14 protein-coding genes are annotated in these 15,519 nt (G+C 39.3%); 9 read left to right on the top strand and 5 right to left on the bottom strand.

What is annotated here, in order from left to right; all coding sequences use genetic code 11:
- Nucleotides 1-21: 21 nt before the first annotated feature.
- From NE848_RS08200 to NE848_RS08185, 4 genes are all read left to right on the top strand, one after another.
- Nucleotides 22-771, top strand: coding sequence for a 3-keto-disaccharide hydrolase (locus NE848_RS08200; protein ID WP_252112342.1), 750 nt, complete (start codon nt 22-24; stop codon nt 769-771).
- A gap of 255 nt (nt 772-1,026) precedes the next feature.
- The gene (locus NE848_RS08195; RefSeq protein ID WP_252112340.1) at nt 1,027-1,164 is read left to right on the top strand and encodes a hypothetical protein; all 138 of its coding nucleotides are present in this window, start codon (nt 1,027-1,029) and stop codon (nt 1,162-1,164) included.
- A gap of 149 nt (nt 1,165-1,313) precedes the next feature.
- Entirely contained in the window at nt 1,314-2,327 is a 1,014-nt protein-coding gene (locus tag NE848_RS08190; RefSeq protein ID WP_252112338.1) for a hypothetical protein, read from the top strand.
- 162 nt (nt 2,328-2,489) lie between these two features.
- Nucleotides 2,490-2,954 carry an ArsI/CadI family heavy metal resistance metalloenzyme gene (locus NE848_RS08185; RefSeq protein ID WP_252112336.1) on the top strand — a complete coding sequence of 155 codons (465 nt, stop codon included), beginning with the start codon at nt 2,490-2,492 and terminating at the stop codon, nt 2,952-2,954.
- A gap of 244 nt (nt 2,955-3,198) precedes the next feature.
- Here the strand turns inward: NE848_RS08185 and NE848_RS08180 are convergent, their stop codons facing one another.
- The 3 genes from NE848_RS08180 to NE848_RS08170 form a co-directional block, all read right to left on the bottom strand.
- Nucleotides 3,199-3,774 carry a sigma-70 family RNA polymerase sigma factor gene (locus NE848_RS08180; protein ID WP_252112334.1) on the bottom strand — a complete coding sequence of 192 codons (576 nt, stop codon included), beginning with the start codon at nt 3,772-3,774 and terminating at the stop codon, nt 3,199-3,201.
- Between the two features lie 103 nt (nt 3,775-3,877).
- Complete coding sequence (locus NE848_RS08175) at nt 3,878-4,744, bottom strand: bile acid:sodium symporter family protein (protein ID WP_252112332.1); 867 nt, start codon at nt 4,742-4,744, stop codon at nt 3,878-3,880.
- Nucleotides 4,745-4,754: 10 nt separating this feature from the next.
- The gene (locus NE848_RS08170) at nt 4,755-5,867 is read right to left on the bottom strand and encodes a glycoside hydrolase family 130 protein (protein ID WP_252112331.1); all 1,113 of its coding nucleotides are present in this window, start codon (nt 5,865-5,867) and stop codon (nt 4,755-4,757) included.
- A 221-nt stretch (nt 5,868-6,088) separates the two neighbouring features.
- Between NE848_RS08170 and NE848_RS08165 the strand changes: the two genes are divergently transcribed.
- Nucleotides 6,089-8,110 (top strand): protein-disulfide reductase DsbD family protein, encoded by a 2,022-nt coding sequence (locus NE848_RS08165; RefSeq protein WP_252112329.1) that lies wholly within the window; start codon nt 6,089-6,091, stop codon nt 8,108-8,110.
- A 4-nt stretch (nt 8,111-8,114) separates the two neighbouring features.
- Here NE848_RS08165 and NE848_RS08160 read toward each other — a convergent pair whose 3' ends face one another.
- Both NE848_RS08160 and NE848_RS08155 read right to left on the bottom strand, forming a co-directional pair.
- Entirely contained in the window at nt 8,115-8,621 is a 507-nt protein-coding gene (locus NE848_RS08160; RefSeq protein ID WP_252112327.1) for a hypothetical protein, read from the bottom strand.
- 122 nt (nt 8,622-8,743) lie between these two features.
- Nucleotides 8,744-8,968 (bottom strand): hypothetical protein, encoded by a 225-nt coding sequence (locus NE848_RS08155; protein ID WP_252112325.1) that lies wholly within the window; start codon nt 8,966-8,968, stop codon nt 8,744-8,746.
- 159 nt (nt 8,969-9,127) lie between these two features.
- Here NE848_RS08155 and NE848_RS08150 point away from each other — a divergent pair, with 159 nt between their 5' ends.
- The 4 genes from NE848_RS08150 to porK all read left to right on the top strand — a co-directional run bounded on the left by NE848_RS08150 (nt 9,128) and on the right by porK (nt 15,462).
- Nucleotides 9,128-10,150 (top strand): hypothetical protein, encoded by a 1,023-nt coding sequence (locus NE848_RS08150; protein ID WP_252112323.1) that lies wholly within the window; start codon nt 9,128-9,130, stop codon nt 10,148-10,150.
- A 163-nt stretch (nt 10,151-10,313) separates the two neighbouring features.
- Entirely contained in the window at nt 10,314-12,818 is a 2,505-nt protein-coding gene (gene topA, locus NE848_RS08145) for a type I DNA topoisomerase (protein ID WP_252112321.1), read from the top strand.
- Nucleotides 12,819-12,821: 3 nt separating this feature from the next.
- Nucleotides 12,822-13,982, top strand: a complete 1,161-nt coding sequence (locus NE848_RS08140) for a formimidoylglutamase (protein ID WP_252112319.1) — start codon at nt 12,822-12,824, stop codon at nt 13,980-13,982.
- Between the two features lie 115 nt (nt 13,983-14,097).
- Nucleotides 14,098-15,462, top strand: a complete 1,365-nt coding sequence (gene porK / locus NE848_RS08135; RefSeq protein WP_252112317.1) for a T9SS ring complex lipoprotein PorK/GldK — start codon at nt 14,098-14,100, stop codon at nt 15,460-15,462.
- Nucleotides 15,463-15,519: the final 57 nt, after the last annotated feature.

Genomic DNA, 15,519 nt, shown 5'->3' with positions numbered 1-15,519 from the left:
ACCAAGTATAAAATTATCATTATGAAAAATCTACGAATATTATCACTATTACTATGCTTTATAGTTTCTAATTCATTATTGGCTCAGGAGAGCTCTGTTTATGAAAAGGAAGGTTATGTTAGTTTGTTTAATGGAAAAGATCTTACCGGCTGGAAGATCCCGGAAGGCGATGGGGGTCACTGGAATGTAATAGACGGGGTGATAGATTATGACGCCCGTTCTGAAGCCGAAGGAAATAAGAGTCTCTGGACCGAAAAGGAATACACAGATTTTAAACTTCATGTGGAATGGAGGTTTAAGGGTTATGGAGATCATTTATTCCCACTGCCAACGATTCTTCCTAGTGGGGATTATCTGCGTGACGAAAATGGCGATATCGTGGAGCCCCTTGGACCTAATTCAGATTCAGGGATCCTGATAAAAGGAGCCGGACAGGTGCAAATGTGGTGCTGGTCTGTTGGTTCTGGAGAATTATGGACCGTAAGAAACGATAAATCCCTCCCGGCAGAAGTTCGTGCGGCAGCAGTACCTTCTGAAAAAGCCGACCAGCCCGTGGGAGAATGGAATTCTTATGATATAATCCTGAAAGGAAAGCGAATTACAGTTATCCTGAATGGAATAACGGTAATAGATAATGCACTTTATCCATCAATGGTAGAATCGGGACCTATAGGTTTACAACATCATGGAGGGGTTAATAAAGAAACAGGAAAACTGATGGGAGCTTCCAGTCTTGTGCAGTTTCGAAATATCTGGATTAAAGAACTATAAGGATTTATGATAAACCATTGGTTGTCAGAAATCAGACATTCCTATAAGTAAATTACTTAAGGATTTTTCCTACAATTCATGATTGATCTGAAATACTCAATTTTTTATAAGTTAATTTCTGAAATAGCCTATAAATACTAGTGTTTCCGATCGGATAGGATTTATAGAGGAAGCGATTTGAAATGAGTTAAAGTGTTAAATATTTTGCTTGATAATAAAGGGATTGACATATTTATAATCCCTAAATCATTTATCATGGAGCACATAACCAACTCAAACGACCATGAGTTTACTGAAGTGTATAACCGTATTGAAAGAACATATAACATCGGAAGATTTGTTGTTATCAGTATTGGGATTGCTGTTATGGTAAGCGTATATTTATTTCAGTAAAAGATTAAAATTGTAAAAAGAACCCCCGGTTGAGAAACCGGGGTTTTTTTATTTTCAGGTTCAGATAATAGTGTATTACAACGAAAAAAAATGCTTTTTGTCGATTTAATTCGTAAGTTAGAATTCCAAAACTAACTAAGCCTACTACTATGGAAAATCTAAAGAACCTTGGATGGTTACTTCTGCTATTTTTTTGTTTAACTAGCTGCGAAAAGGAATCTATTGTTCAGGATCCGGGCCCCGAAGCAAAATTTGAGGAGGGTGTAAGCCTTTTTAAATCAAAGGCCGACTTTGAAGCCTATCTTAAGACCCTCCCAAAATCTGAAAAAGCTGTGACAAATAATAAGGCAGCTCTTTCCAGTGATGATCTGGTCCTTGCTTCCACGCTTGAGGAATTTAACGCTGTCTGTTCTGAAACCATCTCTGAAGATTTTAGTGCTATGGCGCCTAATTTATTCATGAGTGTAATAAGTGCTCCGTTAAGTTCGAGTTCTGATAATTTTTTATTCAGTACTGCAACCACAGAAGGATTTGCTGTTACTTCAGAAAGTGAGAAATTGGTACTACTGAATTTTGGCATCTTTGAATCGCAGATCTATACCGAGTCTTCGGCAGATGCTATGTGGTTGAATTTTGATAGTGAAATAAATGCCCTGGGCCTTAAGCTTTTTCACCTTGAATCAGGAGATTATGTCATAATTGAGCTTTACAAGGATTCAAAGATGATAGATAAACTTCGTGTATTTAGCAATCCTTTCCAGTCAAAATTTATTGGAATTAATTCAACGCAAAACTTCGATTCAGTTAAGATCTATTCTGAAAGATTTGTCGCCTGGCTTGGGTTGGATGAGGTCACTTTTGGAGCCTGTTCTGCAGATGCCGATGGAGATGGATGTCTTGATGAAGACGATCCCTTTGTTAATTCAAATATGGAAGATATCATTACAATTGGAGGGTGTAGCACCGGTATTGAAAACCAGCTGACCCCAGAATGTGGTGTTTATATGTCAGATCTTATTGGGCTTGTGATGGAGGAAGCAAAGAATCATGGTGACTTTGTGAGTTCTGTCACTAAACTAACCCGAAGCTGGGTAGATGAAGGATTAATTAACGAAACAGAAAAAGCTGATATCATAAAATGTGCAGCTTTGTTTAATGGCTAGGTGATTATTTAATTCTTTATTTCGTTTGATTAGCAAAAAAGCTCTTTCGCGGGAAAGGGCTTTTTTTTATCCATGAAATAATATTGAAATTTTTTATGCGTCTTTTTAGCTCGTGTTCAGTCATGATAGAAAGTAAAAATCAAAAACTAAAAGACTATCATTATGAAAACATTCCATGTACACGTTAGAGTGAAGAATTTAGAAGAAAGTATAAATTTCTATAATGCGCTTTTTGCAGCCCGGCCTACCATTCAGAAGGGAGATTATGCCAAATGGATGCTGCAGGATCCAAAAGTGAATTTTGCTATTTCGAACGGTCATGCCGAAAACGGAATCGAACACCTGGGAATACAAACCGAAAGCCAGGAGGAGCTTCAGGAGGTATACAGAAACCTGGAAAAGGCAAAAGGCGAGATCTTTGAAGAAGGTGACTGTTCCTGCTGCTATTCAAAAAGCGAAAAATCCTGGATAACCGATCCTCAGGGAGTGGACTGGGAAGCCTTTTTCACCTATGGAGAGTCTACCGTATATGGCGAGGGCCGAAATGCAAAAAAATCTCCGGAGGCAATGGAGAACTGGAAAAAGGATGAGACCGTATCAGAGTGCGATGGCAGTTGTTCAGTCTAAATAAAATGTAGGAATAAAAGAAAAGCACCTTTAAAGGTGCTTTTTTCATTCTATTTATATAAGAGCCAGTTTTCATTTGCCTTCGGAATTAGGAACCTGGCAATTCTTTTGGCCCTGCCCTTATTGTTCTGATTTATCTCTTTGCAACATTTTTGCTCATTGTTTTTTGAAGTGTTCATAACAGTATGATTTAATTATTATTCTATTACTGTCAGGACTTTTATAACTTCAAAAAGATGCAGAATTATTTACATTTTTTTAAATGATCCTTTAAAGGCTGGCAGGTGCCTTTAATATTAAATGCCATAAGATTACCCTGGCCGTCAACTTCTATATGAACACACTCCATGATCTTTTCTTTCAACATCTGCCTTGCTCTTTGTATCCTGCTCTTTGTAGCTGTAAGACTAAGGTCAAGTTTCTCTGCAACCTCCTGCTGCTTTAAACCTCGAATATCGGCAAGCTTCAATGGTTCGGAATATTTCGAAGGAATGAGGCCTAACAAGGGTTCAACGAATTCACCCGCCTCTTGATACACCGGTTCTTCTTCAGATTCTTTTATCTCTGTTTGAAGATCTGTATTCTTATTTTCTTTTTTGAAATAATCCATACAGGTATTATAGGCTATCTGAAAGAGCCAGGATCTTATGTTCCGAATTTCTCTCCCTGAACAACAGGACGAATATACTTTCATCAGTACTTCATGCGACAGGCTATTGGCTGTATCGGGGTCTTTTACGATCTTAAGTATATAATTATTTAAAGCGTCTTTATATTCGAGCCACTGTTCTGAAATATCTTTATACTTGTTTAATTCCATATCTAGGTTAATTTGAACTCCTGTTTAAAAAGCATTTAAACAGGACTAAAAATAGGGTAAAAAAGATGCTGAAATTTAAGCTTTTTTTGGTCTTCTTCTCAATCTATTTAAGATATCGCTTTAGTAAATATGCAATGCCAAAAGTACTGATAAGGGAAAAGCTTCCATATAATATGGCAATCAGGCTAATATCCTTATCCTTCAGCAACTGGTTGGCTATATAAAGTGCAAGAACACTGTTTTGCAATCCCATTTCTATGGCAATAGTGAAGCAGGATTCATGTTTAAGATTAAATTTCTTTGAAGTGAGGAATCCCGCAAGCATGGTTAGTATATTGAGCAGGATAAGCGGAATAAAAAGAGGGATATAATCAAGATAATGTATGTCTTTGCTGGACTCGTCTATGAATATCACGGTTATTACTGCTACCAGCAGAAGTAAGGGGAGTATATACTTCAGTGGTTTGTGAATGCGCTCTCTTTGTTGATCACCAAGTAGATTGCCTATAATAATACCACCAAGAACAGGCAAAACCACGCTTGACATCACTTCCTTCATGGTGCGCCAAAAGCTGAGGTCTACACTTCTGCTTTCATTGCCAAATATGCTATAACTCAACTCAATGATTAGTGGTATGGTGAAAAGGATAAAAAAGCTGTTGAAAGCCGTAAGTGATACAGAGAGTGCCACCCTCCCTTTGAGCATTTTGGTAACAAGGTTAGATGCGGTGCCACCGGGGCAGGCTGCCAGTAGCATTACGCCTATTTTATAAATAGGTTTCATTGGCCAGAAGTATATCAGGGCAAGCGCTATTAAGGGGAGTAATATCATCTGACTGGAAAGCCCTGTAAGAATACTTTTTGGATAATAGAAAACCCTTCTAAAGTCTCCGAATTTGAGTTCCAGACCTATACCAAACATGATAACGGCAATGGAAACAGGCATTATTATATCGGCAAGCTGTTGCAATTAGTTGAAATTATTCGTTATTGTTAGTTTCACTTCTAACCACACCAACCATACTATCTGCGGTACCGTAATATAAATACCATTTACCCTTAAATATTATAAGGCCTTCTATAAATGTAGTACCATCTTTATATTGGCCCGATTTCTCAAAATCCAATTCTGGCTTAATGAATGGATTGTTGGAACGGTCAATAATTTTCCATGGCTCTTTAGCATCAAATAAAGCCTGGCCACCGGTATAGATTCTGTTGCCAAGTTTCTTATCACCTATGTTCTGTGAATTTCCGGAATTGTACAAGACTAAGATTCCATCATTGGTAAGCAGCGGAGGCGGTCCCGCTTCTACCAGCCAGGAATCGAAATAACCGGGCCTTGGATTCAGAACAGGGGCTAGTTGCCCAGTGTAATCCTCAACAGGGGTCCAGTGAATTAGATCTTCAGAACTCGCCAGATAAATATGAGGTACACCAAAATACATCCAGTATTTACCGTCAATCTTTGCAGCAGTGAGTCTGCCATTTTTCAGTTGGGTCACTATTGCTCCAGATTTGGTTTCGCGATCCATATATTTTCCGTCCTTATAATTTAAAAAGATCGGCCCGTGTTTTTTCCAGTTTTTAAGATCTTGGGAAGTGGCTACGGCAAGGCGGGGAACGTTTCTGTTCCACTGGGTATAGGTTAAGACATATAGCCCGTCTTCTGTTTCAACTATTCTGGGGTCTTCAGTGCCACCCGGCCATTCAAATTTTTTCTGGCGATCCTCATCAGGATAGAATACTGGTTTTGTCATTTTCTGGTAGTGGATGCCATCCGTAGAGTAGGCAAGCCCCAGTCTGGAAGTATGGCCACCAATTTCTTTTTCACCTAATTTTTCTTCGGCCCGGTAAAGCACATAAATCGTGTCATTTCTTACAATGGCCGCAGGATTAAAGGTAGCCATGGATTCCCATTTTACCAATTTGCCACTCATAGGGTCATCAAATTCTGAATTCTCATCTTTTTGCAGTATGGGTTGATTATCGGTAAACCTTTCAAAAGGCCCAAGCATCCATGGTTTTTCCTGCGAATGGGAATTGAAGGGGAATATTGAAAAAAGCAATATAAATAAACTGGAATATCTCATTGAACAGATGTTAAGTAGCGGAAGTTAAATAATTTTCTGCTATCTGATGAGCTATGTTTTTCGACATTGTTTAAGTTGTTAATTCTTCTCAAACAAAAAATGGTTTCCATTCTCTTTTAGAATAGGTACTTTTGCTTTCGAACAAAAATTATCGTTTTATTTCGTTAATTTTAGAAGCTGTTCTTAGAGTTTTAATCTTACTAATCAGGTATTAAAGAATAATGATATACAGCCTATTAAAGAAAGGTCTTTTCCTTTTTATACTTCTTGCCGGATATTTCACCCAAGCTCAAATATATGATCCTGTTGAATGGGATACTGAAGTAAAAGAAATATCTGAGGGAGAGTACCAGCTCATCTTTAACGCTTATATCGAAGATAAATGGCATTTGTACTCCCAGGAACTTCCTGAAGGAGGGGCACTTCCTACGGTTTTCAGGTTTGATAACACCGGAGAAAAGTATGAGTTAATTGGCGATACCGAAGAAAGTGAATCGGTTACCGAATATGACCAGGTTTTCGAAATGGAACTTTCCTATTTTGCCTATCAGGCCACTTTTACACAGAATATCAGGGTAATTGATTCTACTTTGGGTACTATCAATGCTAAAGTAGAGTACCAGGTTTGCGACGATAAAGCCTGCATCTTCGAAGAAGAGAAATTTGAATTTGTTATACGAGAAGGAACTGTCAGCTCCCAGTCTGTAGAAAGTCTTGCTGAAGATTCTTCAGAAGAACTTGAGGTAAATAATCCTGAAGAAAAAAGATCTTTCTGGGGGATTTTTATAGTCGCATTCTTATCTGGTTTTGCGGCTTTGCTTACCCCCTGTGTTTTTCCTATGATTCCCATGACGGTGAGCTTCTTTACCAAACAAAGTAAGTCCAGGGCTGCGGGTATACGAAATGCCATTTTTTATGGGATTTCCATTGTGGTTATATATGTGCTTCTGGGATCTCTGGTCACTCTTATTTTTGGTGCCGATTCTCTGAATGCATTATCTACAAATGTGTGGTTCAATCTTGCGTTCTTCGTGCTGCTTGTGATATTTGCCATTTCATTTATGGGAGCTTTTGAAATTGTTCTTCCAAGTAGTTGGGGGACTAAGATCGATTCAAAAGCAGATAAAGGAGGTTTGATTGGGATATTCTTTATGGCGCTTGCCCTGGCAATAGTATCGTTTTCCTGTACCGGACCTATTGTGGGGACTCTCCTTGTAGAAGCCGCATCAAAAGGAGGGACTGCTCCTATAATAGGAATGCTGGGATTCTCTCTTGCTATCGCATTGCCTTTTGGATTGTTCGCTGCATTCCCCGGTTGGCTTAATACTTTGCCACGTTCCGGTGGCTGGCTTAATACGGTAAAAGTAACCCTCGGTTTTCTGGAACTGGCTCTGGCGTTTAAATTTCTTTCTAATGCAGATCTTGTGCTGCAGTTACATCTTCTTGAAAGAGAGATCTTTCTTGCCATTTGGATCGTGATCTTCGGGGTGCTGGCTTTCTATTTGTTCGGAAAGATCCGTTTGCCACATGATTCTAAAGTAGATCATATTTCTGTGGGCAGACTTATATCAGGGATTGTTGTTCTTGTTTTTACCATCTACCTTATTCCAGGTCTTTGGGGCGCACCACTTAAGATTATTAGCGGGTTTCCACCACCACTTCAGTATAGTGAATCACCATACGGCGTTGGTAGTTCTAAGGGAAATACTTTAGCTTCGGATTCTGACCAGCTTCCCGACGGAGCTTATTATGGTCCACATGATATTATATCCTTTCATGATTATGAAAAAGGACTAGCTTATGCAAAAGAAAAAGACCTTCCTTTACTTATAGATTTTACCGGGCATGCCTGTGTGAATTGCAGGAAAATGGAAGAACGTGTGTGGAGTGAGCCTCAGGTGCTTAAAACACTGAAAAATGATGTGGTTCTTGTTTCCCTGTATGTAGACGATCAAAGGAAATTACCGGAATCTGAGCAATATGTTTCTGAAACTACAGGAAAGGAAATTCAAACCATAGGTAATAAATGGAGTGATTTTCAGATTAGCAGATATCAGGCGAATGCCCAGCCATACTATGTGCTTTTAGATCATAAAGAAGAAAAACTTATTGCTCCTTCCGCTTATGAGCCAGAGGCTGATGACTTTTATGAATGGCTTAAAAAAGGAATTGCCGTTTTCAATAGGGATGCTTCAGAAAGTATTGAAAGCCTGAGTGAAGGTTCTGAAAGCGTTTTTCAGTAATGCTTTAATCCTTTTTTCTATAAATGCCTTTAAAAGCCTCATTCAAAAGGTTTCCCTGAAGATCATAAAGCTCCCAAAGTTGTGTCACGCTACCGTCGGGATTTTTCGTCCAGGTGATCTTATTATAGTAGTTACCTTTTTCACCTTTTACAGGTTCACTTTTAAGGATCATTTTATCGGGTTTGCCCTCTCCTTTCAGTTTCAAGATGTTACCTGAGTTGCTGATCCATAACTGGTTCCAGGTAGAGTCTGCTGGATCATAGTAATTGAAACTTTTCCCGGAGCCGCCTTTTTCTCCTTCCCAGTTTTCACTTAGAATGCAGTTATCTTCGAGTTTCTCTATTAGGTTTTCACCAATTTTTTTACCTTTTTCGTTGAATACTTCCCAGTTGCCCACCCAAAAGTCGAACTGTTCATGAGCCGGCGTACAACATGCGCAGTCATTATTTTGCGAAATCAGAGTAATGGGTATGAATAGGAAAATAGATAGAACAGGCAGTAGATATTTCATGTTTAATATTAGAGTGATTTACTCAAGATAAGTATTTATTATTTAGCAGGGGTGTGGCTGATTTGAATCCCTTGTTTTTTGATTTAAGGAGGATGGTTATTTTCGATATATGTGTAATATTCTTAATTCTTACGGCCTGTATTTTTTTTGCTTTTCTTTTTTCTTTTCTCTTCCTGTTGTTTTTCCCTTTCCTGAAGCAGCTGGTAGGCAAGGTAGCCTCCGGCGATCAGAGCGCCGGCACCAATTCCGGCTCTTCCACCTTTTAGAGCCAGTTTTTTTCCGGCTTTAAAGACAAAGCCTCTTACAACAAACTTTCCTGCTAGTTTTAATATGTGTGCGAGATTCATAAACTTATTTAAACTTTTAAATTTTCCTTGTTTCTCCTTTAATATGAAAATTATAAAGTCAAAATTGCGTTAAGATAATTTCAAATAACAGATATTTAACTCATTTAAACTATGCTGGAGTTTTATTCGTTAAAACAATATATTCGCAAATAAAAAAGTATGAAGCTGGAACGATCGGGTCTTTTTTTAGGTATTTTCTTTATCGCGCTATTCTGTTCATGTAGTAGTGATGATAATCTGAATGGGGATGTCAGGACTTCAGAAACTGCTCATTTATACGCTGCCTCTCACAGTGGGCCTGTAAAGAGATATGATATCAATACGGGTCAGGTCACTACTTATAATATAACATCAACAGATACCGAAGGTATCTACTTTTCTCAGGTAGATGATTCCTTTACTTTGGCTTCAAGATCTGGTTCTCAACTTGAAACCTATACAGGTATAAGTACTTTTCAATCGGGGATTTCAGTTGATCTGGAGCCGGAATTCATTAGTGGTACTGATCTTGAAAGTCCGCGTGACCTTGCAGTAAACGGTAACTTTTATATTGTTTCAGACGATACCGATCTTGATGACGACGAATTGACTCCTGAAGGAAGGCTTTTTATTTACACAAAAGGCAGCATGGGATTCACTCTTAGGAATGTGGTTACAACTAAATTCAGGCTTTGGGGTATTGAGTTCATAGGGGACGATCTTTATGCAGCCGTAGATGAAACCAATAAAATTGCCGTATTCCGTAATTTTATTTCTACACATGCATTGAACAGGATCGTTACAGCCGATAAAATTGTTGCTTTTCAGGGGCTGGTACGTTCTCATGGCCTGGATTTCGAAGATGGTACCATGATACTTTCAGATATCGGGGAAGCAGAATCAAATAGTGATGGAGCCTTACATGTGATCCAGGATTTTGAATCTAAATTTAATGCTGCTTCTGCAGGAGGTTTTGTAAAAGTCGAAGACCAGTTAAGAATAGCTGGTAACAATACCCTGTTGGGCAATCCTGTAGATGTGATCTATGATTCTGCGTACAATGTGATCTTTGTTGCTGAAGCCGTTAATGGTGGAGGCCGTATCCTGGCCTTTAATGACGCTACTTCCATAGATGGCAACATCTCTCCCGATCTTAAATATAGCCTTGCCGGCGTTTCGTCACTTTTCTTTCATACTGAATAGGGATAAAACGAAGCTTTCATTAATCCCAAAAAAAAGGGATTTTTAAATTCCAGAACAGCTGTATAATCAGGCTTTCCAATAGAGGGGACACCCGGTTTTAATTCAAGTTTAACGGGCAGAAGAAAAATTTGATATACTTTTGCAATTATAAACCAACAGATTTATGGCTAAGAATTTAGTGATTGTTGAGTCTCCTGCGAAGGCTAAAACCATAGAAAAATTTCTTGGAAAAGACTATAAGGTCGCTTCCAGTTTTGGGCATATCGCCGATTTGCCCACCAAAGAGATTGGTGTGGATACAGAAGGAGATTTTACACCTAAATATATTGTCTCCAAAGACAAAAAAGATGTAGTAAGAAAGCTGAAAGGCCTTGCAAAGGATGCAGATACTGTATGGCTCGCGAGTGATGAGGACCGTGAAGGAGAGGCTATTGCATGGCACCTTGCCGAGGAACTCAAGCTTAAGGATGATAAGACAAAACGTATCGTATTTCATGAGATCACAAAATCTGCGATACTTAATGCAATAGAGAATCCGCGAGGGATAGATTACAACCTCGTCAATGCACAGCAGGCACGACGTGTACTGGATAGACTCGTGGGTTATGAGCTGTCTCCTGTTTTATGGCGAAAAGTGAAAGGTGGACTTTCTGCCGGCCGTGTACAATCAGTAGCGGTAAGGCTAATTGTTGAAAGAGAACGTGAGATACAGGATTTTGAACCTCAGGCTTCCTATAGAATAGATGCAGAATTTTCTACTGAAGACGGCAAGAGTTTCAAGGCTAAGATCCCGAAGAATTTTGATACGAAGGAGGAGGCGGAACAGTTTCTGAAGGATAATATCGGCGCTAATTTTAAAGTAGCCGAGTTAACTACCAAGCCAGCTAAAAAGAATCCTGCGCCGCCATTTACCACCTCCACACTTCAGCAGGAAGCTGCAAGAAAACTTTACTTCTCGGTAAGTAAGACCATGACGATGGCGCAACGTTTATACGAAGCCGGTCATATAACCTATATGAGAACCGATAGCGTAAACCTTTCTGAAGATGCCAGAAAAGGCGCTAAGAATGAAATTCTAAAGGCCTTTGGTGATAAATATTCAAAATCACGTCAGTTCAAAGGCAAATCCAAGGGGGCTCAGGAAGCTCACGAAGCTATCAGGCCTACGAACTTCCAGAAACATAGTATTTCTGCCGATCGTGATCAGCAAAGACTTTATGAGTTAATCTGGAAAAGAGCGATCGCTTCACAAATGAGCGATGCGCAACTGGAAAGAACAAATGTAAAGATAGAAGCAGATAAGCATGATAATCACTTTACAGCAAATGGAGAGGTGCTTAAATTTGATGGTTTCCTGAAGGTTTACCTTGAAAGCAGCGATGAGGAAGATGAAGAGCAAAGTGGAATGCTTCCGGCATTAAAGGAGAATCAGCCTCTTAATAACGAATATATCACGGCAACCGAGAGATTCACCAGGCCGCCATATCGTTATACTGAAGCTTCCCTTGTTAAGAAGCTTGAAGAACTTGGAATTGGTCGACCTTCGACTTATGCGCCTACCATTTCTACAATCCAGACCAGGAATTACATTGAGAAAGGTTCGGTGGATGGAACGGAAAGGAATTATGTTCAGTTCAAACTTAAGAACGATAAGCTCTCAGAGAAAACATTAACCGAAACCGTTGGTAGTGACAAAGGTAAGCTTGTTCCAACGGCAACTGGAATGGTTGTGAATGATTTTCTTGTGAATCACTTTTCCAATATCCTGGATTATAATTTTACCGCCAGAGTAGAGGAAAGCTTTGATAATATAGCCGAAGGCAACAAGGAATGGACTACTATGATGAAGGAGTTCTACAAGGATTTCCATCCTCATGTTCAGGATGTTGCCAAGAATGCCGACAGGGAAGTGGGGGAAAGAGTACTTGGAGAGGATCCTGAAACCGGAAAACCTGTAAGCGTCAGATTAGGAAAATTTGGACCTATGGTGCAGATTGGTAGTGCGGAAGATGATGAAAAACCAAAATTCGCGAGTCTTAGCCCCGATCAGAATATGGAAACGCTCACCTATGATGAGGCTATGGCCTTGTTTGAGCTTCCTAAAAAACTAGGAGAGTATAAAGGAGAGGCTGTTGAAGTAAATAATGGCCGTTATGGGCCGTATGTTCGTTTCGGTAAGAAATTCGTTTCTCTGGAAAAGGGAGAAGATCCTTTAAATGTTGACTTTGACAGGGCGATGGAGCTTATCAAAGAAAAGGAAAAAGCCGATGCTCCTATTTATGTATATAAGAACAAGCCGGTTCAGAAGGGAGTGGGAAGGTTTGGTCCATATCTTAAGTGGAACAATATGTTCATTAATGTGAACAAGAAGTATGATTTTGATAATCTTTCCGCAGAAGATATAGAGGAGCTTATCGAAGATAAATTAAAGAAGGAGCGTGAAAAACTAATCCATCACTGGGAAGATGAGGGAATTAGAGTTGAAAAAGCAAGATGGGGTAGATATAATATCATAAAAGGCAGGACCAAGGTAGAGCTTCCTAAGACTACAAAGGCTGAAGAACTTACGCTTGATGAGGTAAAAGAGCTTCTCGAGAAGAAGAGTAAGACCAAAAAGAAGACTACAGCCAAAAGAGGAGCCAAAAAGAAAACTACGAAAAAGAAATAATTTATGGAGTTTGATTTTCTTAGTCCGGTACACGATGAGCTATTGGACGAGATCAGTCACTTAAATGCCCAGAGTATAGGGGCGCAGATGAGACTTCATACCCAGAGGTCTGGATTTCCTGATATGGAAGGGGTTAATGTGGCACTTTTTGGAGTGAAAGAGACTAGGAGAGCTTTAAGAAAAACCGAAGCACCTGATTTTTACGATTTAAGAAGTAAGTTTTATAGATTATACCCTGGTAACTGGGGCTTAAGACTGGCCGATCTTGGGGATATTGAAGCAGGGGCCACTGTAGAGGACACCTATTTTGCTGTTCAGACTTTAGTTGAAAGTCTTATAAAACAGGATGTAATACCAATCATTTTGGGAGGTAGTCAGGATCTGGTTTATGCTCAATACAGAGCGTATGATAAACTAGATCAGATGGTTAACCTTGTGAATGTCGATAAAAAGTTCGATCTTGGGGATGCGGAAAAGATGATAACCAATGAATCTTATGTAGGAAAAATCGTAATAGATAAGCCCTATAATTTATTTAATTATACCACCGTTGGTTATCAAACTTATTTCAATTCTCAGGAAGAAATTGAATTGATGGAAAGGCTGTTTTTTGAGGCCTATAGGTTAGGGGAAGTGACCTCGGATCTTTCGCTGATGGAACCTATTTTTAGAAGTGCCAATTTGGTCGGCCTGGATCTGGGATCTATAGACTCGGCTTCAGCAAATACAGATTATTTTGCTTCTCCAAACGGTTTTAACGGAAGAGAGATCTGTGGGCTTGCAAGGTATGCCGGAATTAGCGACAAAGTATCTTCGTTTGGGATATATGAATTTAATGATAAACTGGGAAGCCTAGCAAATACGCTAATCTCCCAGATTATCTGGTATTTCATCGAAGGTGTAAATTATCGTACCAATGAAAATACTATTTCGGCAAAAAAAGAGTTTATAAGATATCAGGTACCTATAGATGATGAGGTGCTGGTTTTTTTTAAGAGCCCCGTTAGCGGACGTTGGTGGATAGAAATTCCGTTTTTGTCGAACGTGAATACTAAATTAAAAAAGCATACGTTATTACCTTGCAGCGAGGAGGATTATCTCGAAGCTTGTAATCAGGTAATTCCCGAAAGATGGTATAAAGCCAAAAGAAAAAACGAAGTCTAAAATTGTATTCAGGCATTATTTTGATTTACTGTATTTTTACCTGAAATATTGTTTTTTAAAAAATAATTAGATAGGTTTACTGCCGTAAATCAAAATGTCTTAACCTAAGATAATTATGAAGAAGTATATTTCGCTCATTGCTGTTCTGGCCTTGCTTTCGAGCTGTGGTGGTGGCGATCGTGGACAGCTTGTAGGTGCGGAGGGGAAGAAGTGGAATCCGGAGAAACCTTATGGTATGACATTGATTCCCGGTGGTTCTTTCATCATGGGTAAATCTGATGATGACATTGCCGGCCAGAAGAATGCACCGCCCAAAACAGTATCGGTGCGGTCTTTTTATATGGATGAGACTGAGATTACCAATTCAGAATACAGACAGTTTGTTAATTATGTGAGAGACTCTATAGTGAGAGTCAATCTGGCTATAATGGCCGAGATGCAGGGCGCTGTTCCTGGAGATGATGGAATTGGAGAATTCGCTTTTGCAGATGCTGATCCCGAAAACCTTACCCCGTATCAGGAATATATGTTGAACACTTATGGTCAGGGTGGTCCTTCCGATGATTACGAAAGCAGAAAACTTAATACAGACATTGATATAATCTGGGATACTGAAGATTATCCGGATGTATACTATGCCGAGGTAATGGATTCAATGTATATACCTCTTGATGAGGTTTACAATGGACAGCGGACTATTAACGTTAAAAAGCTTAAATTCAAATATTCCTGGATGGATATTCAGGCTGCTGCCCGGGTACAGGGAGACAGGAGTAACTTTATAAAACATGAAGAAGTAGCGGTTTATCCTGATACTACCGTGTGGATAAAGGACTTCAATTATTCGTATAATGAGCCTATGCATAACGATTATTTCTGGCATAGTGCTTACGATGAATATCCTGTTGTTGGCGTTTCATGGAAACAGGCAAGAGCCTTTACACAGTGGAGAACAAAATATCACAATGATTACCGCCGAGCTAAAGGTGATGCAAATGTTCCGTCATACAGATTGCCTACTGAAGGTGAATGGGAATATGCTGCAAGGGGAGGTCTGGAAGGAGCTTCCTATCCTTGGGGAGGACCATATACATTAAACGATCGTGGCTGTTTTATGGCTAATTTTAAGCCTCTGCGAGGTGACTATGCGGCCGATCAGGCACTCTATACTGTTGAAGCTAAATCATACGATCCTAATGATTACGGGCTTTACAATATGGCCGGAAACGTTTCAGAATGGGTCGATTCTTCATACGATCCCGGTTCTTATGAATATATGTCTACGATGAACCCTACCGTTAACAATCCACAAGATCGTAGAAAAGTGGTTAGAGGAGGATCCTGGAAGGATGTTGCGTACTTCCTTCAGGTGAGTTCCAGAGATTATGAATACATGGATTCAGCCAGAAGCTATATTGGCTTTAGAACTGTCCAGGATTATCTTGGAACAGATGTTACACTGAACCAGGATAATCGATAATTTATTTTTAGTACACTTATAACCTATTTATACCAAGAAATCTAAACATTAAGAGTT

This window comes from Gramella jeungdoensis (assembly GCF_023805255.1).
Lineage (GTDB): Bacteria > Bacteroidota > Bacteroidia > Flavobacteriales > Flavobacteriaceae > Christiangramia > Christiangramia jeungdoensis.
This window is presented reverse-complemented; position numbering and strand designations above follow the sequence as displayed.

What these genes read in the sequence shown, in the direction of transcription:
- NE848_RS08180 (WP_252112334.1), bottom strand. Translation starts at nt 3,774, where the DNA reads ATGGAATTAAACAAGTATAAAGATATTTCAGAACAGTGGCTCGAATAT.
- NE848_RS08150 (WP_252112323.1), top strand. Translation starts at nt 9,128, where the DNA reads ATGAAGCTGGAACGATCGGGTCTTTTTTTAGGTATTTTCTTTATCGCG.
- topA (WP_252112321.1), top strand. Translation starts at nt 10,314, where the DNA reads ATGGCTAAGAATTTAGTGATTGTTGAGTCTCCTGCGAAGGCTAAAACC.
- porK (WP_252112317.1), top strand. Translation starts at nt 14,098, where the DNA reads ATGAAGAAGTATATTTCGCTCATTGCTGTTCTGGCCTTGCTTTCGAGC.
- NE848_RS08160 (WP_252112327.1), bottom strand. Translation starts at nt 8,621, where the DNA reads ATGAAATATCTACTGCCTGTTCTATCTATTTTCCTATTCATACCCATT.
- NE848_RS08190 (WP_252112338.1), top strand. Translation starts at nt 1,314, where the DNA reads ATGGAAAATCTAAAGAACCTTGGATGGTTACTTCTGCTATTTTTTTGT.
- NE848_RS08155 (WP_252112325.1), bottom strand. Translation starts at nt 8,968, where the DNA reads ATGAATCTCGCACACATATTAAAACTAGCAGGAAAGTTTGTTGTAAGA.
- NE848_RS08185 (WP_252112336.1), top strand. Translation starts at nt 2,490, where the DNA reads ATGAAAACATTCCATGTACACGTTAGAGTGAAGAATTTAGAAGAAAGT.
- NE848_RS08140 (WP_252112319.1), top strand. Translation starts at nt 12,822, where the DNA reads ATGGAGTTTGATTTTCTTAGTCCGGTACACGATGAGCTATTGGACGAG.
- NE848_RS08200 (WP_252112342.1), top strand. Translation starts at nt 22, where the DNA reads ATGAAAAATCTACGAATATTATCACTATTACTATGCTTTATAGTTTCT.
- NE848_RS08195 (WP_252112340.1), top strand. Translation starts at nt 1,027, where the DNA reads ATGGAGCACATAACCAACTCAAACGACCATGAGTTTACTGAAGTGTAT.
- NE848_RS08170 (WP_252112331.1), bottom strand. Translation starts at nt 5,867, where the DNA reads ATGAGATATTCCAGTTTATTTATATTGCTTTTTTCAATATTCCCCTTC.
- NE848_RS08165 (WP_252112329.1), top strand. Translation starts at nt 6,089, where the DNA reads ATGATATACAGCCTATTAAAGAAAGGTCTTTTCCTTTTTATACTTCTT.